Source organism: Azospirillaceae bacterium (genome assembly GCA_028283825.1).
Taxonomy (GTDB): Bacteria; Pseudomonadota; Alphaproteobacteria; order Azospirillales; family Azospirillaceae; genus Nitrospirillum.
In genome coordinates, this window is sequence record JAPWJW010000001.1 from 1,917,825 (window position 1) to 1,938,636 (window position 20,812).

The 20,812-nt window shown below is 67.7% G+C and carries 16 protein-coding genes and 1 CRISPR repeat array; of the genes, 7 read left to right on the forward strand and 9 right to left on the reverse strand.

Translation table 11 applies throughout. The features are described from left to right. Positions 1-5: 5 nt before the first annotated feature. From PW843_07740 to PW843_07750, 3 genes are read right to left on the reverse strand one after another with little or no spacing between them, the layout of a single operon-like run. Positions 6-1,433 (reverse strand): efflux transporter outer membrane subunit, encoded by a 1,428-nt coding sequence (locus PW843_07740; GenBank protein ID MDE1146500.1) that lies wholly within the window; start codon positions 1,431-1,433, stop codon positions 6-8. 13 nt (positions 1,434-1,446) lie between these two features. Continuing rightward, positions 1,447-4,626: a multidrug efflux RND transporter permease subunit gene (locus PW843_07745; protein ID MDE1146501.1), complete on the reverse strand. Its 3,180-nt coding sequence runs from the start codon at positions 4,624-4,626 to the stop codon at positions 1,447-1,449. 12 nt (positions 4,627-4,638) lie between these two features. Further along, entirely contained in the window at positions 4,639-5,805 is a 1,167-nt protein-coding gene (locus PW843_07750) for an efflux RND transporter periplasmic adaptor subunit (GenBank protein ID MDE1146502.1), read from the reverse strand. A gap of 261 nt (positions 5,806-6,066) precedes the next feature. Between PW843_07750 and cyoA the strand changes: the two genes are divergently transcribed. The 4 genes from cyoA to cyoD are packed head-to-tail and all read left to right on the forward strand — an operon-like array spanning position 6,067 to position 9,977. Then, on the forward strand, positions 6,067-6,915 hold the full coding sequence (gene cyoA, locus PW843_07755; GenBank protein ID MDE1146503.1) for a ubiquinol oxidase subunit II: 849 nt from the start codon (positions 6,067-6,069) through the stop codon (positions 6,913-6,915). 2 nt (positions 6,916-6,917) lie between these two features. Then, entirely contained in the window at positions 6,918-8,912 is a 1,995-nt protein-coding gene (gene cyoB / locus PW843_07760; GenBank protein MDE1146504.1) for a cytochrome o ubiquinol oxidase subunit I, read from the forward strand. Further along, positions 8,909-9,556, forward strand: a complete 648-nt coding sequence (locus tag PW843_07765; GenBank protein ID MDE1146505.1) for a cytochrome (ubi)quinol oxidase subunit III — start codon at positions 8,909-8,911, stop codon at positions 9,554-9,556. The genes cyoB and PW843_07765 overlap by 4 nt, the downstream gene beginning before the upstream one ends. Position 9,557: 1 nt before the next feature. Further along, positions 9,558-9,977 carry a cytochrome o ubiquinol oxidase subunit IV gene (cyoD, locus tag PW843_07770; protein MDE1146506.1) on the forward strand — a complete coding sequence of 140 codons (420 nt, stop codon included), beginning with the start codon at positions 9,558-9,560 and terminating at the stop codon, positions 9,975-9,977. A 12-nt stretch (positions 9,978-9,989) separates the two neighbouring features. Here cyoD and PW843_07775 read toward each other — a convergent pair whose 3' ends face one another. From PW843_07775 to PW843_07795, 5 genes are all read right to left on the reverse strand, one after another. Next, positions 9,990-10,247: a GlsB/YeaQ/YmgE family stress response membrane protein gene (locus PW843_07775; GenBank protein MDE1146507.1), complete on the reverse strand. Its 258-nt coding sequence runs from the start codon at positions 10,245-10,247 to the stop codon at positions 9,990-9,992. Between the two features lie 71 nt (positions 10,248-10,318). Next, positions 10,319-10,735 carry a methylmalonyl-CoA epimerase gene (gene mce, locus PW843_07780; GenBank protein MDE1146508.1) on the reverse strand — a complete coding sequence of 139 codons (417 nt, stop codon included), beginning with the start codon at positions 10,733-10,735 and terminating at the stop codon, positions 10,319-10,321. Between the two features lie 151 nt (positions 10,736-10,886). Then, positions 10,887-13,110: direct repeats of the CRISPR family, unit length 29 nt; unit sequence CGGTTCAGCCCCGCGCCTGCGGGGAACAC. 327 nt (positions 13,111-13,437) lie between these two features. Beyond that, a complete protein-coding gene (locus PW843_07785; GenBank protein ID MDE1146509.1) occupies positions 13,438-14,361 on the reverse strand; it encodes an FAD-binding protein in 924 nt (307 codons plus the stop codon). Between the two features lie 2 nt (positions 14,362-14,363). Next, positions 14,364-15,113 (reverse strand): electron transfer flavoprotein subunit beta/FixA family protein, encoded by a 750-nt coding sequence (locus PW843_07790; GenBank protein MDE1146510.1) that lies wholly within the window; start codon positions 15,111-15,113, stop codon positions 14,364-14,366. A 17-nt stretch (positions 15,114-15,130) separates the two neighbouring features. After that, complete coding sequence (locus PW843_07795; protein MDE1146511.1) at positions 15,131-16,258, reverse strand: acyl-CoA dehydrogenase family protein; 1,128 nt, start codon at positions 16,256-16,258, stop codon at positions 15,131-15,133. 136 nt (positions 16,259-16,394) lie between these two features. Between PW843_07795 and PW843_07800 the strand changes: the two genes are divergently transcribed. From PW843_07800 to PW843_07810, 3 genes are read left to right on the forward strand one after another with little or no spacing between them, the layout of a single operon-like run. Then, positions 16,395-17,396, forward strand: coding sequence for an AraC family transcriptional regulator (locus tag PW843_07800; protein ID MDE1146512.1), 1,002 nt, complete (start codon positions 16,395-16,397; stop codon positions 17,394-17,396). A gap of 52 nt (positions 17,397-17,448) precedes the next feature. Next, positions 17,449-17,790: a metalloregulator ArsR/SmtB family transcription factor gene (locus PW843_07805; protein MDE1146513.1), complete on the forward strand. Its 342-nt coding sequence runs from the start codon at positions 17,449-17,451 to the stop codon at positions 17,788-17,790. Continuing rightward, the gene (locus PW843_07810) at positions 17,777-18,244 is read left to right on the forward strand and encodes an SRPBCC family protein (protein ID MDE1146514.1); all 468 of its coding nucleotides are present in this window, start codon (positions 17,777-17,779) and stop codon (positions 18,242-18,244) included. Before PW843_07805 ends, PW843_07810 begins: the two co-directional genes overlap by 14 nt. A gap of 2 nt (positions 18,245-18,246) precedes the next feature. Here the strand turns inward: PW843_07810 and PW843_07815 are convergent, their stop codons facing one another. Then, the gene (locus PW843_07815) at positions 18,247-20,811 is read right to left on the reverse strand and encodes an EAL domain-containing protein (GenBank protein MDE1146515.1); all 2,565 of its coding nucleotides are present in this window, start codon (positions 20,809-20,811) and stop codon (positions 18,247-18,249) included. Position 20,812: the final 1 nt, after the last annotated feature.

The following is a 20,812-nucleotide window of genomic DNA, read 5'->3' on the forward strand; positions in this document are numbered from 1 at the left end:
CCCGTTCAGGGATTGGCCGCCACTTCCGGCGCCACGGCCCAGCCGCCGCCCAGCGCGCGGTAGGCCGCCACCATGTCCTGGGCCACCTGGATACGGCTTTGGGCCTGCTGGTCCTCCGCCTCCAGCTGGGTGCGCTGGGCGTCCAGAACGGTGAGGAAATTGTCGGCGCCGTAGCGGTAGCGGGTGCCGGCCAGGGTGGCCGCCCGGGTGCTGGCGATGGCGGCGGTGTCCAGGGACGCACTGCGCGCCCGTTCGCGGGTGTAGCGGATCAGGGCGGTCTCCGCCTCCTGCCAGGCGGTCAGCACCGCCTTCTGGAAGTTGGCCGACGCCTGCTCCGCATCCGCGTTGGCGCCCCGGATGCGGGCGTACACGGCGGCATCGAAGATCGGCAGGCTGAGGCTGGGCCCGATGCCGTAGGTGAAGGCGCCGCGCGACCCCAGATCGCCGGGCTGCAAGGCCTCCACCCCCACCGAGCCCATCAGCGAGATGTGGGGGTATAGGTCGGCCTTGGCGACGCCGATGCGGGCGGTCGCCGCCGCCAGCGCCCGTTCCGCCGCCGCCACATCGGCGCGGCGGCCCAGCAGGGTGGCCGGCGTGCCCACGGCCAGCACCTCCGGCGGGGTGGGCAAGGCCCCTTCCGCGTCCAGCAGGTCGCGCAGCGCGCCGGGGTCGCGGCCCGTCAGCACGGCCAGGATATGCTCATCCGCCGCAACCGTCGCCTGCAGGGGCGGGATGGAGGCCAGCGTGGTTTCCAGCTGCGCCTGGGCGCGGGCAATGTCCAGGTCGGTGCCCCGGCCGGCATCGCTGAGGGTCTGGGTCAGGGCGAAGGTGCCGCGCTGGTTTTCCGCGTTACGTAGCGCCACCGACAGGCGCAGTTGCGCGCCGCGCAGGTCGATATAGGTGCTGGCCACGTCGGCGGTGATGACGGTCAGCACCTGGTGGCGCAGGGCCTCCGCCCGCGCGGTGTCGGCCTGTGCCGCCTCAACCGCCCGGCGCACCTGGCCGAACAGATCAATCTCCCACGCCAGGTTCAGGCCGGTGGAGGTGAGGTTGCTGTCCGGCAATTGCTGATCAGGCAGGCCCTGCTGCACGGCGGAACTGGCACGCGTCCGGCTGTAGGCGGCGCTGCCGTCCAGCGAGGGGATCTGGCGGGCGCCCACCACGGCCAGTTGGGCCCGTGACGCCCGGACCGAGGCGTCCGCCGCCTTCAGGTCCAAATTGGCGGCGACGGCGTCGGCCACCAGCCGGTCCAGCACCGGGTCGCCCAGCAGGCGCCACCAATCCTGCACCGGCTCCTCCGTCTTGAGGGCGGCGTCGGCGCGGATGAAACCAGCCCCGGCGGCGGGCGGATCGGCCGGCTTCTGGTAATCCGGCCCGACGGTGACGCAGGCGGACAGGGTGAACAGCAGGATCAGGGCGGGTGCGGCGCGCATGGACTCAACCCCCTCAAACCGTGTGCGGGCCGGGTGCCGGCAACGGCGCCGGTTTGGGATTGCCGGTGAAACGGATGGCCAGCCAGCGGCAGACGACATAGAACACCGGCGTGAACAGCAGGCCGAAGAAGGTGACGCCCAGCATGCCGAAGAAGACGGCGGTGCCCAGGGCCTGGCGCATCTCCGATCCCGCCCCTTGCGCCGTCACCAGCGGCACCACGCCCAGGATGAAGGCGAAGGAGGTCATGAGGATGGGACGCAGGCGCGTCTGGGCCGCCTGCACGGCGGCGGTGTAGCGATCCTTACCCTCCTCCTCCGCCTGCTTGGCGAATTCCACGATCAGGATGGCGTTCTTGGCCGCCAGTCCGACCAGCACCACCAGGCCGATCTGGGTCAGGATGTTGTTGTCCATGCCGCGGAACAGCACGCCGCTGAGCGCCGTCAGCAGACACATGGGCACGATCAGGATGACCGACAGCGGCAGCATCCAGCTTTCATACAGGGCGGACAGCAGCAGGTAGACGAACACCACGGCCAGGCCGAAGGCGATGGGGGCGGTGTTGCCGGCGATGATCTGCTGATAGGTCAGCTCCGTCCATTCGATGGCGAAACCGTCGGGCAGGTGCTCCTTGGCCAAGGCCTCGATGGCGGCGATGGCCTGGCCGCTGGAGGTGCCGGGTGCCGGGGAGCCCTGAAGCTCCGCCGCCGGGTACAGGTTGTAGCGCGGCACGCGGTAGGGCCCGGTGATGTCGCGGAAAGTGGCGACGGAGCCCAGGGGCACCAGGCCGCCGTTGTCGGACCGCGTCCGCAGATAGGCGATGTCGCGCACATCCATGCGGCTGACACCGTCGGCCTGCGCCGTCACGCGGTAGGTGCGGCCCAGCAGGTTGAAGTCGTTGACAAAGGCCGACCCCAGATAAACGTTCAGGGTGTCGAAAATGCGTGAGGGCGGCACGCCCAGCATGTCGGCCTTCACCCGGTCGATGTCGGCGTACACCTGGGGCGTGCGGGTGTTGTACAGGCTGAAGACGCTGCTCAGACCCGGTGTCTGGTTGGCGACGCCCATCATCTCCTGCGTCGCCGCCGCCAGGGCCTGAAGGCCACGCGACCGCCGATCCTCGATATACAGCTTGAACCCGCCCGACGAGCCGATGCCCGGCACCGTCGGCGGCGGGATCAGCAGGATCAGCGCGCCGTCGATCTGTTGCAGCGTCTTTTGCAGGTCGCCGAAGATGCCCCGGGTGGTCAGCCCCTGCTTGGCGCGCTCCGCGAAGGGGGCGGTGCGGACGAAGACGGCGCCGGCGTTGGGGGCGTTGGTGAAGGTGGCGCCGTCGAACCCGGCGAAACCCACCGTGTGGGTCACCCCCGGCCGCGCCGCCAGCAGATCCTGGACATGGCGCAGGATGGCATCGGTGCGGGAGATGGAGGAGCCGGGCGGCAACTGGATGACGGTGATGAAATAGCCCTGGTCCTGGTCCGGAATGAAACCGGTGGGGGTGCGGGCGATGACGCCGCCGCCCAGCACGATCAGCCCGGCATAGACCAGCAGCACCACCGTGGCCAGCCGCACCAGATGGCCGGTCAGGCGGCCGTAGCGGTCCGACAGCCAGTCGAAACCCCGGTTGAAGCCGGCGAAGAAGCGGGCCACGGGGTGAAAGCCGCGCCGGGGCCCCTCATGCACATGCTCATGCGGCTTCAGCAGCAGGGCCGCCAGCGCCGGGCTGAGCGTCTGGGACACCAGCATGGAGATGATGGTGGCGGCGGCGATGGTGATGCCGAACTGGCGGTAGAATTCCCCCGAAATGCCGGTGAGGAAGGTGGTGGGCAGGAAGACGGCGGTCAGCACCACGGCGATGGCGATCAGGGCGCCGCCCACCTCGTCCATGGTCTTGTGCGCCGCCTCGCGCGGCGTCAGGCCCTGGCCCAGGTTGCGCTCCACATTCTCCACCACCACGATGGCGTCATCGACGACGATGCCGATGGCCAGCACCAGGCCGAACAGCGACAAATTGTTGAGGGAGAAACCCGCCGCCGCCATGATGGCGAAGGTGCCGATGAGCGAGATGGGGATGGCCACGATGGGGATGAGGGCCGCCCGCCACGATTGCAGGAAGACGATGACGACGATGACCACCAGCACCACCGCCTCGAAGATGGTGTGGTAGACCTCGTTGACCGATTCCGCGATGTATTCGGTGGGGTTGTAGACCACCTTGTAGGCCATGCCCTTCGGCATGTCGTGGCTCATGGTTTCCATGGACGACAGCACGTTGGCCGCCGTCTTCAGGGCGTTGGACCCCGGCCGCTGATAGATCAGGATGGCCGCCGCCCGCTTGCCGTCGACGTAGGAATAGGTGTTGTAGTCCAGGGCGCCCAGTTCCACCCAGCCCACGTCCCGCACCCGGGTGACGCGGCCCTGGGCGTCGGACTTGATGACAATGTCGGCGAACTGGCTGGGGTCGGTCAACCGGCCCAGGGTCTGCACCTGCACCTCGAAGGCGCCGGGCGTGGGGATGGGCGGGTGGTTCAGCTGGCCCGACGCCACCTGAACGTTGTTGCCCTGCAAGGCCGTCACCACCTCCGCCGTGGTCAGGCCACGGGTCTGGACCTTTTCCGGATCCAGCCAGATGCGCATGGAATAGTCGCCGGCGCCGCGGATGCGGGCGTCGCCCACGCCGTCGATGCGGGCCAGGGGATCGCGCACCTGCAAGGTAGCGTAGTTGGAGATGTAAAGCTGGTCCAGGCTGTCATCCGGTGAATACAGGTGGATGACCATCATCAGGTTGGGGGAGTTCTTGCGCGTGGTCACCCCCAGGCGGTTGACCTCATCCGGCAAATGCGGCTGGGCCACCGACACGCGGTTCTGCACCAGCACCTGGGCCTTGTCGATGTCGGTGCCCAGCTTGAAGGTGATGGTCAGGGACAGGCCGCCGTCGCCGGTGTTCTGCGACACCATGTACAGCATGTCGTCGACGCCGTTGATCTCCTGCTCCAACGGCGCCGCGACGGTGTTGGCCACCGTTTCGGCCGAGGCGCCGGGATATGTCGCCGTCACCACCACGGTGGGGGGTGCGACCTCCGGATACTGCGCCACCGGCAGGGCGAAATAGGCCAGCGCCCCCACCAGCGTGATCAGGACGGAGATGACGGCCGCGAAGATGGGCCGGTCGATGAAGAAGTGCGAGAACCTCATGGCCGGTGCCCCTTACTGGTCGGCGGCGGGGGCGAAGGTCCCCGGCTGGGGCGTCACCTTGGCGCCGGGCCGGGCCCGCATCAGGCCGCTGATGATGATGCGGTCGGTCGGCGCCAATCCTGACTTCACCACGCGCAGGCCGTAGGCCAGGTTGCCCAGTTCCACCGGCTTAGGATTCACCGTGCCATCCTCGGCCACCGTCATGACGACCTTGTGCGACTGGTCCGACGCGATGGCCTCATCCGGGATCAGCAGGGCGTCGTATTCACCGGAGCCCAGCAGGCGCATGCGGCCGAAGGTGCCGGGCACCAGGAAGGCGCCGGGGTTGGGGATGACGGCGCGCCCGCGCACCGTGCCGGAATTGGGATCCAGCCGGTTGTCGACGAAGTCCATCTCGCCCTTGCGGGTCCAGGTGGTCTCATCCATCAGCCGGACATAGACGGGGTTGGGCGTGTCGCGCGACGACCCGCGCTTGCCCTCCAGCGCCAGGCGGTTATAGCGCAGGAAGTCCGCCTCGCTGCCGTCGAACAGGAAGTAGATGGGGTCCTGGGTGACGATGGTGGCCAGCAGGGTGCTTTGCGCCGTGCCGCCGCTGACCAGATTGCCGATGTCGATGCGGCGGTCGCCGATGCGCCCGCTGATGGGTGACCGGATCTGGGTAAATTCCAGGTCCAGGCCGGCGGAGCGCGCGGCGGCGGTGGCCGATGCCACGGCGGCCGCACTTTCCTGCTCGGCTTGTGCCCGGGTGTCGTATTCCTCCTGGCTGATGGCGCGGGCGGCCAGCAACTGCGCCGCGCGCTTCAGTTCGGACACGGCCAGGGCCTGGCGGGTCTTTTCCCGCTGCACGTCGGCATTGGCCTTGTCCAGCGTGGCCTGGAAGGGGCGCGGGTCGATGACGAACAGCAGGTCGCCCTTCTGCACCAACTGGCCGTCGCGGAACTTGATCTGGTCCAGATAGCCCGACACGCGGGCGCGCAGTTCCACCGACTGCACCGCCTCGAACCGGCCGGTGAATTCATCCCAATCGGTGATCTTATGCGGCAGGGGCTGCGCCACCGTCACCGGCGGCGGGCCGGCGGCGGCCTGGGGGGGCTTACGGTCGCCGCAGCCGGCCAGCGCCACGGCAATCACAAGTGGCAACATGCGCGCGGCGCGCGGCATATCGGTGACAGATGGCATCCTTGATTCCCCCCAAGGCCCCTGGGCAGCGTTGGGAAATGCCCCTGGCCGCCAGGCCGCCGGATCACGACCCTGGGTGGAAGATTATTCGGTCGGTGAAGTAAGCGCTTGGCCAGGAATGTCCTGATTTGCCCAATCACGCCGTGTTCGGCGCCAACGGCCATGAAGTTTTTTCGCCGCCACCCGGGAACCTGCCGCCGCGCCCGGCACTTGGATCAGCGCCACCCCATCCATAGTTCCCCACCCAGAGGAGAGTGCGCCATGGCCCGACCCGCCACAGCCGCCGCCATCCTGTGCCTGGGTCCGGGCCTGGCGCTTACGGGTTGTTCGGGCGGGGTGATGGATCCGCAGGGGCCGGTGGCGTCGGCCGAACTGACCATCCTGATCAATTCCCTGGGCATCATGCTGGCCATCGTCGTGCCCACCATCCTGGCGACCTTGGGGGTGGCGTGGTGGTTTCGCGCCGGCAACGCCCGCGCCCGGTACCGGCCCGACTGGGAATATTCCGGCCGCATCGAAATGGTGGTCTGGGCCATCCCGGCCATGACCGTGCTGCTGCTGGGCGGCATCGGCTGGGTGGGGTCGCACGATCTGGAACCGTCCAAGCCCCTGCCCTCCACCGAAAAGCCGGTGACGGTGGAGGTGGTGTCGCTGGACTGGAAATGGCTGTTCATCTACCCGGAACAGGGCATCGCCACCGTCAACCGGCTGGTGGTGCCGGCCGGCACGCCGGTGGATTTCCACCTGACGTCCGACGGCGTCATGAACAGCTTTTTCGTGCCCCAACTGGGCAGCCAGATCTACACCATGGCCGGCATGGTCACCCGCCTGAACCTGCTGGCGGACCAGCCCGGCCGCTATGCCGGCCTGTCGGCCCAGTTCAGCGGCGCGGGCTTCCCCGACATGATCTTCACCCTGGACGCCGTGCCCAAGGCCGACTTCGACGCCTGGGTGGAAAAGGCGCGCGCGGAAGGCACGCCGCTGGACGCCGGCCGATACGCCGCCCTGGCCCAGCCCAGCCGGGCGGTGCCGCCCGCGGTCTACCGCAGTGTGGCGCCGGGGCTGTTCAACACCATCGTTCATCCAACCGGTGCGCCCAATAAGGAGTGAGCATGTTCGGCAAACTGAGCTGGAGCGCCATTCCCATCCATGAGCCCATCGACATGGCGGCGTCGGGCCTGATGATCCTGGCCATCCTCGCCGTGCTGGGCTGGGTCACCGCCAAGGGCCACTGGCCCTATCTGTGGCGGGAATGGCTGACGTCGGTGGATCACAAGCGCATCGGCGTCATGTACTGCGTCCTCGCGCTGGTCATGCTGCTGCGCGGTTTCGCCGACGCCATGATGATGCGGGCGCAGCAGGCGATGGCGGTGGCCGGCGACCCCGGTTATCTGCCGCCGGAACATTACAACCAGATCTTCTCCGCCCACGGCACCATCATGATCTTCTTCATGGCCATGCCCTTCGTGGTGGGCCTGATGAACTTCGCGGTTCCGTTGCAACTGGGCATCCGCGACGTGGCCTTCCCCACCCTGAATTCGGTCAGCCTGTGGCTGACGGCGTCGGGCGTGCTGCTGACCAACATCTCGCTGGTCATAGGGGAGTTCGCACGCACCGGCTGGCTGGCCTATCCGCCGCTCAGCGAGATGCAGTACAGCCCGGGCGTCGGCGTAGACTACTATCTGTGGGCCTTGCAGATATCGGGCGTCGGCACCCTGCTGTCGGGCATCAACCTGGTGACCACCATCCTGAAGATGCGGGCGCCGGGGATGGGTTACATGCGCATGCCGGTGTTCTGCTGGACGGCGCTGGCGTCCAACCTGCTGATCGTGGCGGCCTTCCCCATCCTGACCGCCACCTTCGCCATGCTGCTGCTGGACCGCTACCTGGGCTTCCACTTCTTCACGGTGGACGCCCAGGGCAACCCGATGATGTACATCAACCTCATCTGGGCCTGGGGGCATCCGGAGGTCTACATCCTGATCCTGCCGGCCTTCGGCATCTTTTCCGAGGTCATCTCCACCTTCTCCGGCAAGCCGCTGTTCGGCTACCGCTCTATGGTGGCGGCCACCATGGCCATCTGCATCCTGTCCTTCATCGTCTGGCTGCACCACTTCTTCACCATGGGGGCGGGCGCCAACGTCAACGGCTTCTTCGGCGTCATGACCATGATCATCGCCGTGCCGACGGGGGTGAAGGTCTACAACTGGCTGTTCACGATGTATGGCGGCCGGGTGCGCTTCACATCGCCCATCCTGTGGTCTCTCGGCTTCATGGTCACCTTCGTCATCGGCGGCATGACCGGCGTGCTGCTGGCGGTGCCGCCGGCCGATTTCGTGCTGCACAACAGCCTGTTCCTGATCGCCCATTTCCACAACGTGGTAATCGGCGGCGTCGTGTTCGGCGTGCTGGCCGGCTACACCTACTGGTTCCCCAAGGCCTTCGGCTTCACCCTGCATGAGGGCCTGGGCAAGCTGTCGTTCTGGTGCTGGTTCATCGGCTTCTACCTGGCGTTCATGCCCCTGTACGTGCTGGGCCTGCTGGGCATGACCCGCCGCCTGCAGCATTACGACAACCCCGCTTGGCAGCCCTGGCTGGTGGTGGCCGCCGCCGGTGCCGTGCTGATCCTGGTGGGCATCGTGGCCCTGGTGGCCCAGCTGGTCGTGTCCATCCAGACGCGCGACCGCCGCCGCGACCTGACGGGCGACCCCTGGCACGGCCGCACCCTGGAATGGTCCACGCCCTCGCCCCCGCCGGCCTGGAACTTCGCCGTGCTGCCCCGGGTGGAGGGGGAGGACGCCTATTGGCACATGAAGCGCCGGGCGCGGGCGGAGCGCATCGCCCTGGCCGAGGCCATGGTCTACGAGGACATCCACATGCCGGTGAACAGCGCCACCGGCTTCGTCACCGCCTTCTTCGCCGTCGTCACCGGCTTCGCCCTCATCTGGTACATCTGGTGGCTGGTTGTCCTGGGCCTGGCAGGCGCCCTGGTCACCACCCTGGTCTTCGCCTGGCGCGATGAGAGCGAGTTCGCGATCACGGCCCACGATCTGGCCGCCATCGACCGCGCCCACCACCAGGCCTATTGGGCGGAGACCACGCCATGACCGCCACCACGCTCCACGAAACCGCTCACGCCTCGGCGCACGGCGCCCACGGCGTGCCCCCGATCAGCAGCGCCGACGGCCCGGCGCCCAAGCGCATCATCATCGCCTACGGCTTCTGGCTGTTCCTGCTGAGCGACATCATCATGTTCTCGGCCATCTTCGCCACGTACGCCGTGCTGGCGCGGGCGACGGCGAGCGGACCCACGGGCGCCCAGCTGTTCGACCCCATGAACGTGGCGGTGGAGACGGCCCTGCTGCTGCTGTCCAGCTTCAGCTGCGGGATGATGGCGCTGGCCATGGACGCCCGGCACCGCACCTACTTCTACGCGGGTGCGGCCATCACCTTCCTGCTGGGCGGGGCCTTCCTGGTGCTGGAACTGCGGGAGTTCGCCGGCATGATCATGGCGGGCGCCACGCCGCAGCGTAGCGCCTTCCTCTCCGCCTTTTTCACCCTGGTGGGCTGTCACGGCGCGCACGTGGCCATCGGCCTGCTGTGGCTGGTCGTCATGGTGGCCCAGGTGGCCGACAAGGGCTGGCGCGACACCGTCCTGCACCGGCTGATGTGCTTCAGCCTGTTCTGGCACGCCCTGGACATCATCTGGGTGGCCCTGTTCACGATCGTCTATCTGATGGGAGGGCGCTGACATGTCCGACACCCCGCACCCTGGGCCACACCACGGCCACGGCGCGCCCGGCGGCGACACCGCCCCCGGCGACAGCCGGGAAGAGCTGATGTCCAGCCTGCGGACCTATGTCATCGGCCTGGCGCTGGCCATCATCCTGACCGCCACCTCGTTCTGGGCGGCCAGCACCCATGTGCTGTGGGCACCCGGCGTGCCCATCGGCCTGGCCGTGCTGGCGGTGGCGCAGATGGGCGTGCACCTGGTGTTCTTCCTGCACATCACCACCGGGCCCGACAACACCAACAACGTGCTGGCCCTGGCCTTCGGCGTGCTGATCGTCTTCCTGGTGGTGGCCGGATCGCTGTGGATCATGGCCAACCTGGATTCCAACATGATGGGCACCATGCCCGCCGAGATGACGGACCTCCACCACCAGCACTGAGTCCGGCGGCCTTTATGCCACGCGCCGGCGCCCCAGCATGCGGAACAGCAGCAGCACCACGATGGCGCCGACCACGGCCACCACCATGCTGTAAAGGTTGAAGCCGGTGATGCCCACACCCCCCAGCTCATTGAAAATGAAACCGCCGACAAAGGCGCCGACGATGCCCAGCAGGATGTCCAGCACCACGCCGGAGCCGCTGCGGTTGACGATCTTGCTGGCGATATAACCCGAGATCAGGCCCAGAATGATCCAGCCGAGTATGGTCATGAGGTATCTCCCATTCTTTCCGGCAAGAATGGGCCCGAAAACCCCGGGCCCGCAAGGTGCCAACTGACCCTTCAGTGCGTCCCGGCCGGGGTTTCCATCAGTTCCACGAGCACGCCGCCCATGCTCTTGGGATGGACGAAGATCACCGGCGTGCCATGGGCGCCGATGCGCGGCTGGCCCAGCACGGTGGCGCCCTTGGCCGCCATGTCGGCGGCGGCGGCGTGGATGTCCGGCACCTCGAAACACACATGGTGCTGGCCGCCCTGGGGGAACTTCTTCAGGAAGCCATGGATGGGCGAGGCCTCGCCCAAGGGCTCGATCAGTTCGATCTGGCTGTTGGGCGTGTCGATGAAACAGACGCGCACGCCCTGCGCCGGCAGGTCGAACGCCTCCCGCACCACGGTGGCGCCCAGCAGGTCGCGATAGACCGCCACGGCCTGCTCGATGGACGGGGTGGCGATGCCGACGTGGTTCAGGCGGCCGATCATGGTGATGCTCCCTAAAAGACAGGCTTTCCGCCCAAGGGCGGGCGCGACGGCGGGATCGTGGGAAAGGACCGGGAACCGGTCAATATGAATGATCGCTTTTCGGCCATCATGCCATCGCCCGATGCACCCCGGTCGCCGCACGGCCGGCGGTCGGGTTAGCCCCGCGCATGCGGGGAACACCCCTTGCGGCGCATCTCCCAAACCTGGGCGTGCGGTTCAGCCCCGCGCCTGCAGGAAACACCCGGAGACGACTTCGCCCCACTCACGCATCGCCGGTTCAGCCCCCGCCTGCGGAGAATACGAGTGGTCGGCGCGCTGGGCGTTGTAGGCCAGCGGTTCAGCCCCGCGCCTGCGGGGAACACCATCGCGGCGACGCCCAGGCGCCCAACGCCCGCGGTTCAGCCCCGCGCCTGCGGGGAACACTGGTCCGTGCCGAAGGCGTTGGACAAAACAGCCGGTTCAGCCCCGCGCCTGCGGGGAACACTTTGATCTGAATATTGCCGCTGTCGAACGACCCGGTTCAGCCCCGCGCCTGCGGGGAACACAGGCGTCACGAATGTCGGGGACCTGATGGTGACGGTTCAGCCCCGCGCCTGCGGGGAACACGGGGTGTGCCCTATCAAGGCCCTTCCACCCAGCGGTTCAGCCCCGCGCCTGCGGGGAACACCCGTTGTCCACCGTGCTGCCGGAGGGCGCGTTCGGTTCAGCCCCGCGCCTGCGGGGAACACATTTTCGTGCGTGACGGCAAGGTCATCATGGGCGGTTCAGCCCCGCGCCTGCGGGGAACACAACTGGGAACAGGGCATGGCATGGGGCAAGTGCGGTTCAGCCCCGCGCCTGCGGGGAACACATTTTCGTGCGTGACGGCAAGGTCATCATGGGCGGTTCAGCCCCGCGCCTGCGGGGAACACGGGTGCCAGGTCATAGACCCGGTGCAGCATCTCGGTTCAGCCCCGCGCCTGCGGGGAACACAACTGGGAACAGGGCATGGCATGGGGCAAGTGCGGTTCAGCCCCGCGCCTGCGGGGAACACAACGGCAGCAGCGTGCGGGCGAACAGGTCCGGCGGTTCAGCCCCGCGCCTGCGGGGAACACCCAGCGGCTGACGGAGGCCGCTTTCCTTGATGCGGTTCAGCCCCGCGCCTGCGGGGAACACGTGTGGCCATCCGGCCGGTGACCGCTGAGCCACGGTTCAGCCCCGCGCCTGCGGGGAACACGCGAAACGTTACGGCCAGCACTGTGCCGCAACCGGTTCAGCCCCGCGCCTGCGGGGAACACCTGATATGGCGCGCCGTGCCGCATACGCGATCCGGTTCAGCCCCGCGCCTGCGGGGAACACGCGCGTGATGGTGTTCACCAGGACACCACGTTCGGTTCAGCCCCGCGCCTGCGGGGAACACTCTCGCTCCTTCGGCGCGATATGACGACAGCGCGGTTCAGCCCCGCGCCTGCGGGGAACACTCCCAGTTCCGGTCGGCGTATTTCGCGGCGCCCGGTTCAGCCCCGCGCCTGCGGGGAACACGAACCAACGCTCGGTTGGCATTGGCTCTCCTGCGGTTCAGCCCCGCGCCTGCGGGGAACACTTTTCTGGCGATCCGCACCAGTATCTGGAACACGGTTCAGCCCCGCGCCTGCGGGGAACACGCCGTCAGGGCCCTCGCCCTGCTCCTGCGGGACGGTTCAGCCCCGCGCCTGCGGGGAACACACCCAGGGCCGGACCAAAACGCGTCCAGCACCCGGTTCAGCCCCGCGCCTGCGGGGAACACGCCAGGCGTACTCGTCATGATCGCCTGATAAGCGGTTCAGCCCCGCGCCTGCGGGGAACACGTCTTGCGGAGTACGAGCGGCTCTACGGAACGCGGTTCAGCCCCGCGCCTGCGGGGAACACCGTACCTGCCAGGCCGTAAAATCCTCCATTTCCGGTTCAGCCCCGCGCCTGCGGGGAACACTTCGCCGGGATCCAGATACTGGATGGCGCCGGCGGTTCAGCCCCGCGCCTGCGGGGAACACAGAACATTGCGACGCGCCCTCTGGGTGCTTTCAGGTTCAGCCCCGCGCCTGCGGGGAACACTGCAGGGCGTCTGCCAGATCCCATCCCTGTTCCGGTTCAGCCCCGCGCCTGCGGGGAACACGGCTGAACGAAACGCCTGGTACGGCTGAGTTTCGGTTCAGCCCCGCGCCTGCGGGGAACACAGCATGGCGGCGTAGACGTTACAGGCGATGCCCGGTTCAGCCCCGCGCCTGCGGGGAACACACCACATCGAAGCGGTAGGTCGCCGGATCGGACGGTTCAGCCCCGCGCCTGCGGGGAACACGTGGCGCCCCAATTTGATTTTCCGGAATAAACCGGTTCAGCCCCGCGCCTGCGGGGAACACTCCAACTGGAGGCCGTTGATTTAGCTTACGATTCACGATGTCCAAGAATCCACCAACTTTTTTGGGCCTGGCGGCGGCGCCAAAACGGCGGGGAATCCGGGGCCCCTTCACCGGCAATGAGAGGGCGTCGTCCCGTCCACCCATGCGGCCACCGTAAGACAACGGCATCATCGTCCGGGTGGCGTCCACCTTCAACGGCGATCATTCGTTGGCCATGGCCGTGCACGCGGTGCCGGCCCCGCCCCTGTGGGCGGCGGGGTATGCCGCGCCATAAAAAAAATGGCCGGCCCCCGTGAAGGGACCGGCCAGTTCCACGGTGTTATGGCTTCAGACCTCGCCGGTCAGTTCCGGCACGGCCTTGAACAGGTCGGCGACCAGGCCGTAGTCGGCGATCTGGAAGATCGGCGCCTCTTCGTCCTTGTTGATGGCGACGATGACCTTGCTGTCCTTCATGCCGGCCAGGTGCTGGATGGCGCCCGAGATGCCAACCGCGATGTACAGTTCCGGCGCCACGATCTTGCCGGTCTGACCGACCTGGTAGTCGTTGGGCACGAAGCCAGCATCCACCGCCGCGCGGCTTGCGCCCACCGCCGCACCCAGCTTGTCGGCCAGGGCCTCCAGCAGGGGGAAGTTGTCGCCCGACTGCATGCCGCGACCGCCGGAGACAATCACCCGCGCGCTGGTCAGCTCCGGCCGCTCCGACTTCGACACTTCCTGGCTGACGAACTTGGACAGGCCGGCGTCGCCCGTGCCGCTGGCGGCCTCGACCGCCGCACTGCCGCCCGTGGCCGCCACCGGCTCGAACGCCGTGCCGCGCACGGTGGCCACCTTCACGGGGTCGATGGACTGCACCGTGGCGATGGCGTTGCCGGCATAGATCGGGCGGTTGAAGGTGTCGGGACCCTCCACCCCGATGATGTCGCTGATCTGCGCCACGTCCAGCAGGGCCGCCACGCGCGGCGCCACGTTCTTGCCGAAGGTGGTGGAGGGCGCCAGCACGTGGCCGTAGCCACCGGCCTGGGTCAGGCTGACCACCAGCGGGGCCACGTTCTCCGCCAGGCCGTGGGCGTATTCCGCCCCATCGGCCACCAGCACCTTGGCAACACCGGCCACCTGGGCCGTGGCAGCACCGTCCTTGCCCAGCACCAGCACATGCACGTCGCCGCCGATCTTGGCCGCCGCCCCCAGGGTGGTCAGCGTCGGGGCCTTCACACCGTCCGTCGACGGCTCCGCGATAACAAGAATGGTCATGGTCAGATCACCCGCGCTTCGGTCTTCAGCTTGGCCACCAGTTCCGCAACGGAACCCACCTTCACCCCACCGGCGCGCTTGGGCGGCTCAACCACCTTCAGCGTCTTCAGGCGCGGGCTGAGGTCCACACCCAAGGATCCGGCATCCACCACCTCAAGCGGCTTCTTCTTCGCCTTCATGATGTTGGGCAGGGAGGCGTAGCGCGGCTCATTCAGGCGCAGGTCGGTGGTCACCACCGCCGGCAGCTTCAGCTCAACCGTCTCCAGGCCGCCGTCGATCTCGCGGGTCACGGCCACGGTGCCTTCAGCCGGCACCACCTTGCTGGCGAAGGTGCCCTGGGCCCAGCCCAGCAATGCGGCCAGCATCTGGCCGGTCTGGTTGGCGTCGTCGTCGATCGCCTGCTTGCCCAGGATCACCAGGCCGGGCTGTTCCTTCTCGGCCAGCGCCTTCAGCGCCTTGGCCACGCCCAGCGGCTGCGTCTCCGCATCGGTCTGCACCAGGATGGCGCGATCCGCACCCATGGCCAACGCCGTGCGCAGCGTTTCCTGCGCCTGTGTCGGGCCCACGCTCACCACCACGATCTCGGTGGCCTTGCCCGCCTCTTTCAGGCGGACCGCCTCCTCAACCGCGATCTCGTCGAACGGGTTCATCGACATCTTGACGTTGGCCGTCTCAACACCCGTGCCGTCCGACTTCACACGGACCTTCACGTTGTAGTCAACGACCCGCTTGACCGCGACCAGGACCTTCATGGCGACAGGCACCCTTCTCAAAGGTTGCGGGAAATCACCAGCTTCTGGATATCGCTGGTGCCCTCGTAAATCTGGCAGACGCGGACATCGCGATAGATGCGCTCCACCGGGAAATCATTGACGTAGCCATAGCCGCCCAGGGTCTGGATGGCGTCGGAACAGACACGCTCCGCCATTTCCGAGGCGAACAGCTTGGCCATCGACGCCTCCGTCAAACAGGGCTGGCCGGCGTCGCGCAAGGCGGCGGCGTGCAGCACCAGCTGGCGCGCCGCCTCGATCCGGGTCGCCATGTCGGCCAGGCGGAAGGCCACGGCCTGGTGCGCGATGATGGCCACCCCCATGCTGGTGCGTTCGCGGGCATAGTCCCGTGCCGCCTCGAACGCCGCCTGGGCCATGCCCACCGCCTGGGCCGCGATGCCGACGCGCCCGCCTTCCAGGTTGGCCAGTGCGATGCGATAGCCCTGGCCCGCTTCGCCCAGCATCGCATCCGCCGGCACCCGCACATCCTCCAGCACGATGTGCGCGGTGTCGGAGCAGCGCTGGCCCAGCTTGTGCTCCAGCCGGGCCACGGTGTAGCCGGGGGTGTCGGTCGGCACCAGGAAGGCGGAGATGCCCTTCTTGCCGGCGGCAGGATCGGTGACGGCGAACACCAGGGCCACACCGGCGTTTTGGCCGTTGGTGATGAACTGCTTGGCGCCGTTGATGACATAGTGGTCGCCGTCGCGCACCGCCCGGGTCTTCAACGCCGAGGCATCGGACCCTGCCTGCGGTTCCGTCAGGCAGAAGGCGCCCAGTGCCTGGCCGGAGGCCAGGGCGCGCAGCCAGCGTTCCTTCTGCGCATCCGTCCCGAACTTCAGGATGGGGACGCAGCCGACGGAATTGTGCACGCTCATGATGGTGGAGATGGCGCCGTCACCGGCCGCGATCTCTTCAACCGCCAGCACGTAGGAAATGATGTCGGTGCCGGCGCCGCCCCAATCCTCCGGCACCAGCATGCCCAGCAGGCCGAGATCGCCCATCTCACGCAACTCGGCGGCCGGAAAGGCGCTGGTGCGGTCGCGCTCCGCCGCGCCGGGCGCCAGGCGCTCACGCGCAAACGCACGCGCCATGTCGCGCACCATGGCCTGTTCTTCGGTGATCAGCACGGGGCGGTTTCCTCCCTAAACCCGGGCCATGAAGCCCTCTGCGGGCTTCCAATTGGCGGCAACCTTAGACATGATCGATCCAATCGTGAATGATCAAGATTGTTAAATTTTATGATCGTTTTTGTCAATTTCGCACATGGATAAGGCCAGCGTCGCGCCATACTTCGTGGCGGCGGCCTTGGCCTGCGCCACCGAGCGAGGGCTGGATGCCGCCCCCCTGATCCGCAAGGCCGGGCTGGGCGCCCCGGGTGCCCGCGTGCCGGTGGCGGCCTATGGCGCCCTGCTGCGCCTGCTGGCCCAAGTGCTGGATGACGAGTTCTTCGGCCAGGACGCGCGCCGCATGAAGATCGGCACCTTCTCCATCATCTGCCTGCTGGCCCTGGGCGGGCGCGATCTGGGCCGCGCGCTGGAGCTGGCGGTCCGCGCCTACAATACCGTGTTCGACGGCCTGCGCGTCACCATCATCCGCCAAGGCCGGCAAGCCGGGTTGGAAATCCGCCCCACCGTGCCCGGCCGTCCGCCGTCCATGTTCGGGCAGGAGACGTTGCTGACCTATCTGCACGGCCTGGCCTGCTGGCTGGTGCGGCGGCGCATCCCCATCACCGCCGCCGATTTCGCCTATGCCGCCCCGCCGCATGCCGAGGAATACCGGGTGGTCTACAGCTCATCCCTGCGCTTCGGCCGGGACGCCACCCGCCTGTGGTTCGACGACGCCTTGCTGGCCCTGCCGGTGGCCCAGGATTCCCGCACGGCGGTGGCCTTCCTGACCAAGGCGCCGGAGAACTTCCTGGTGCGCTACCGCAACCCCGACAGCTACGCCCGGCGCGTGCGCCAGTTGCTGGACCGCACGCCGCCCGTCGAGTGGCCGGATTTCGAGACGGTGGCCCAGACCCTGCGCTGTTCCCCCGCCACCCTGCGCCGCGGCCTGGCGCAGGAGGGCCAGCCCTTCCAGGGCCTCAAGGACGATCTGCGCCGTGCCCTGGCCGTGACGGCGCTGGCCGGCGGCACGGAACCCATCGCCGACCTGGCGGCGCGCTTAGGGTTTGCTGAGCCCAGCGCCTTCCACCGCGCCTTCCGCAAATGGACAGGCCTGGCACCCGGCGCCTTCCGGACCATGCGGAGCGTCGAAGATACTTAGCGAATTGGATTAGTGTCTTGACGGCGGGGCGGAATTCGCATTACTTAGCCATATGGCTAACCTAGATCAAATCTTCCATTCGCTCTCGGACGGCACGCGCCGCGCCGTGATCGCGCAACTCGCCAGTGGCCCCGCCAGCATCGGTGACCTCGCGCGGCACCATCCCATGGCCCTGCCCAGCTTCATGAAGCACATCCGGGTGCTGGAAGAGAGCGACCTGGTCATCTCGCGGAAAACCGGCCGTGTCCGGATGTGCGAACTGCGCCCTGACGCGCTGGTGGCCGCGCAAGGCTGGCTGGAACAGGAACGGCGCCGGTGGGGGACCCGCCTGGATCAACTCGACACCTTCATTGAAGCCCTGGCCACAAAGGAACAGACCGATGGAAAAGAATGACGACCTCGACCTTCTGCTGGAGCGTATCGTGAAGGCCACGCCGGCCCAGCTGTGGCGCGCCTGGACAGAGCCGGAATTGCTGAAGCAATGGTTCGCGCCCAAGCCCAACGGCGTGGCCAAGGCGACCATCGACCTGAAACCCGGCGGCGTGTTCAACGTCGTCATGCAGTCACCGGAAGGGATCGCCTTCCCCGAAATGCCGGGCTGCATCCTGGTCGTCGAACCGCAGCGCCGCCTGGTCTGGACCGACGGCCTCGGGCCCCTGTTCAGGCCAAACGCGGACGCCTTCATGACGGCGGAAATCACCATGGAAGCGGTGGAGGGCGGAACGCGCTACCGGGCGCTCATACGGCATAAAAACCCGGAAGACCGGAAGAAGCACGAGGACATGGGCTTCTTCCAGGGTTGGGGCATCTGCCTGACGCAACTGGACGCGTTCGCCTCGGAACTCTGAGACTATTTCAGCGCCGGTCCCGGCGGCGGGGCGGCCAGCAGGACGGCCACCGCCGCGGCCGGCAGGGGGCGGCTGTAGAGATAGCCCTGGATCTCGTCACAGCAAAGGGTGTGCAGCAACTTGGCCTGCTCCGGCGTTTCCACGCCTTCCGCCACCACCGTCAGGCCCAGGCTGTGGGCCAGCGAGATGATGGTGGAGACGATGGTGGTGTCCTCCGCGCTGTCCTTGATGCTGGCCACGAAAGCCTTGTCGATCTTCAGGGCGGTCAGCGGCAGGCGGGCGATGTAGGCCAGCGAGGAATAACCCGTGCCGAAATCGTCGATGAAGACGTGCAGGCCCATGTCGCGCAGGGCGGCCACCTTGGGGATGTAGGTGCGGATGTCGCGCATCAGCACGCTTTCCGTGATCTCCACATCCAGGCAGGCACGCGCCGCCTCATCCCGCGCCAGGCGGGCCGTCATGGCATCGACGAAATCATCGCGGCTGAGCTGGATGGAGGAAACGTTGACGGCGATGCGGGGCGGGTTCAGGCCCTGGTCCCGCCAGGCCCGGAAATCCACCACCGCCTGGTCCATCACCCAGGCGCCGACCTCATGGATCAGGCCCAATTCTTCCAGCAGGGGGATGAATTCCCCCGGGCCGACCAGGCCGCCACCCGGCTCGTTCCAGCGGATCAGCGCCTCCAGCCCGGTGATGCGGCCGTCACGCAGGTCGATCTTGGGCTGGTAGTGCAGGACGAACTGGTCATGGTCCAGGGCGGTGCGCAACTGCGTCTCCCGCCGCAGTTCCTGGGTCATGTGCTTGTTCATGCCGGCGGCGTAGAACAACAGGCGCTCCCGCGTGTCCTTGGCCTTCTTCAGCGCCATCTCGGCATGGGCGTACAGGGTCTCGCCGTCCTGGGCGTCGTCGGGGAACAGGGCCGCCCCCACGCGGGCCGACAGGCGCAGTTGTTCGCCGCCCGCCTCGAACAGCGGGTCGAACACCGGCAGGATGCGCTCCCGCACCTGATGCAGCACGTCGGCGGCACTTTTCATGTCGGGCAGCATCAGGGCGAAACAGTCCGCCCCCATGCGGCCCAGGGCGTCGGTGTTGGCCGCCACCGCCGCCAGCCGGCCGGCGACCAGGCGCAGGACCTCGTCCCCGATGTCCAGGCCCAAACTGTCGTTGATGCCGCGGAAGCGTTCCAGATCCACCAGCACGACGGCCATGCGCCGTTCCTGGTGCGCCGCGTTCAGGTGCTGCGACAGGCGGTCGGTGAACAGGCGCCGGTTGGCCAAGCCCGTCAGCCCGTCATAAAAGGCCAGGTAATCCAGCCGCCGGGCGTTGTGCAGATGGTCCAGCGCGAAGGAGATGTTGCCCGCCATCTCACGCAGCAGCGCCACCTCCTGGGCATCGAACCGGTCCTTTTCCGCGGCGGACAGCACCATGACGCCGACGGCGACCCCGCCGGTCAGCAAGGGCAGCACCAGGGTGGTCAGCCCATCGATGCCGTCGCAGGCCGCCACCGGCACCAGATCCTGCAGCACGGCGGAGATCGCCTGCGCCAGGGTGTCGCCCCGGGTGGCCGCGTCGCCAGCCGTGTCCAGGCTGACGGCCACCGGCAGCAGGGCGCCCAAATCCACGCCGTTGGCCACCGCCGGCACGATGCGGCCGCTGTCCAGCAGGCCGATCCAGGCCTCGCCGAACTGGCCTTGGCCGGTGGCGATGCGGCAAGCGTCGTCAAACAGCTGGGTCTGGTCGCGCACCCGCACGATCAGGGCGTTGACGCCGCTCAGCACCGCGTGGATGCGGGTCAGGCGGGCGATACGCTCCTCCATCCGCATGCGGTCGGTGATGTCGCGGGCGATGCCCACCAGGCCGTTGTTCTCCCCGTGCTCACCGATCACGGGCGCCAGGGTGGCGGCCATCCAGCGGTCGCCATGCCGTTCCACCGCGTCCACCACCGCCCGCCCGGTGCGCATGATCATGCGCTCGCGCGCCTCGATCGGCCGGGCGCGCTCAGGCTCGATGAAATCGCGCACCCTCTGGCCCAAGGCGGCGGCCGGGTCGCGCAGGCCCAGCTGGCGCCCGGCGGCACGGTTGACGCGCAGGAAGCGGTGCTGCTTGTCCTTGAAGAAAATCGCCTCGGGCACGCTGTCCATCAGATGGCGCAGCAGCCGCTGTTCCTCCAGCAGGGCGCGGTGCAGGTCGAAATGCTGCACCGCCTTGTGCACCACCTGGCGCAGTTCCTGGGGGTTCCAGGGTTTGGTGACATAACCGAAGATCTGGCCCTTGTTGACGGCGGCCACCACCGCCTCCAGATCGGAATATCCCGTGAACAGGATGCGGGGCGCATCCGTCATGCGGCTGGCGATGCCGAGAAACTCATGCCCGTTCAGGCCGGGCATGCGCTGGTCGGAGATGATGGCCGAAATGTCGGCCTCTTCCTCCACCAGTTTCAGCGCCGCCTCGGGCGAGGTTTGCAGCAGGACGCGATACTCATCATCGAACAGGTCTTCCATGGCCGCCAGAACCTGGGGCTCATCATCAACCACGAGGATGGTTTTCGCGTCCGTGCGGTGCGGCATC

Bases quoted from the DNA above. Each gene is read 5' to 3' on its own strand.
- PW843_07785 (MDE1146509.1), bottom strand. From the start codon at position 14,361: ATGACCATTCTTGTTATCGCGGAGCCGTCGACGGACGGTGTGAAGGCC.
- PW843_07790 (MDE1146510.1), bottom strand. From the start codon at position 15,113: ATGAAGGTCCTGGTCGCGGTCAAGCGGGTCGTTGACTACAACGTGAAG.
- PW843_07745 (MDE1146501.1), bottom strand. From the start codon at position 4,626: ATGAGGTTCTCGCACTTCTTCATCGACCGGCCCATCTTCGCGGCCGTC.
- PW843_07800 (MDE1146512.1), top strand. From the start codon at position 16,395: ATGGATAAGGCCAGCGTCGCGCCATACTTCGTGGCGGCGGCCTTGGCC.
- cyoB (MDE1146504.1), top strand. From the start codon at position 6,918: ATGTTCGGCAAACTGAGCTGGAGCGCCATTCCCATCCATGAGCCCATC.
- PW843_07805 (MDE1146513.1), top strand. From the start codon at position 17,449: ATGGCTAACCTAGATCAAATCTTCCATTCGCTCTCGGACGGCACGCGC.
- PW843_07775 (MDE1146507.1), bottom strand. From the start codon at position 10,247: ATGACCATACTCGGCTGGATCATTCTGGGCCTGATCTCGGGTTATATC.
- PW843_07750 (MDE1146502.1), bottom strand. From the start codon at position 5,805: ATGCCATCTGTCACCGATATGCCGCGCGCCGCGCGCATGTTGCCACTT.
- cyoD (MDE1146506.1), top strand. From the start codon at position 9,558: ATGTCCGACACCCCGCACCCTGGGCCACACCACGGCCACGGCGCGCCC.
- cyoA (MDE1146503.1), top strand. From the start codon at position 6,067: ATGGCCCGACCCGCCACAGCCGCCGCCATCCTGTGCCTGGGTCCGGGC.
- PW843_07765 (MDE1146505.1), top strand. From the start codon at position 8,909: ATGACCGCCACCACGCTCCACGAAACCGCTCACGCCTCGGCGCACGGC.
- PW843_07740 (MDE1146500.1), bottom strand. From the start codon at position 1,433: ATGCGCGCCGCACCCGCCCTGATCCTGCTGTTCACCCTGTCCGCCTGC.
- PW843_07815 (MDE1146515.1), bottom strand. From the start codon at position 20,811: ATGCCGCACCGCACGGACGCGAAAACCATCCTCGTGGTTGATGATGAG.
- mce (MDE1146508.1), bottom strand. From the start codon at position 10,735: ATGATCGGCCGCCTGAACCACGTCGGCATCGCCACCCCGTCCATCGAG.
- PW843_07810 (MDE1146514.1), top strand. From the start codon at position 17,777: ATGGAAAAGAATGACGACCTCGACCTTCTGCTGGAGCGTATCGTGAAG.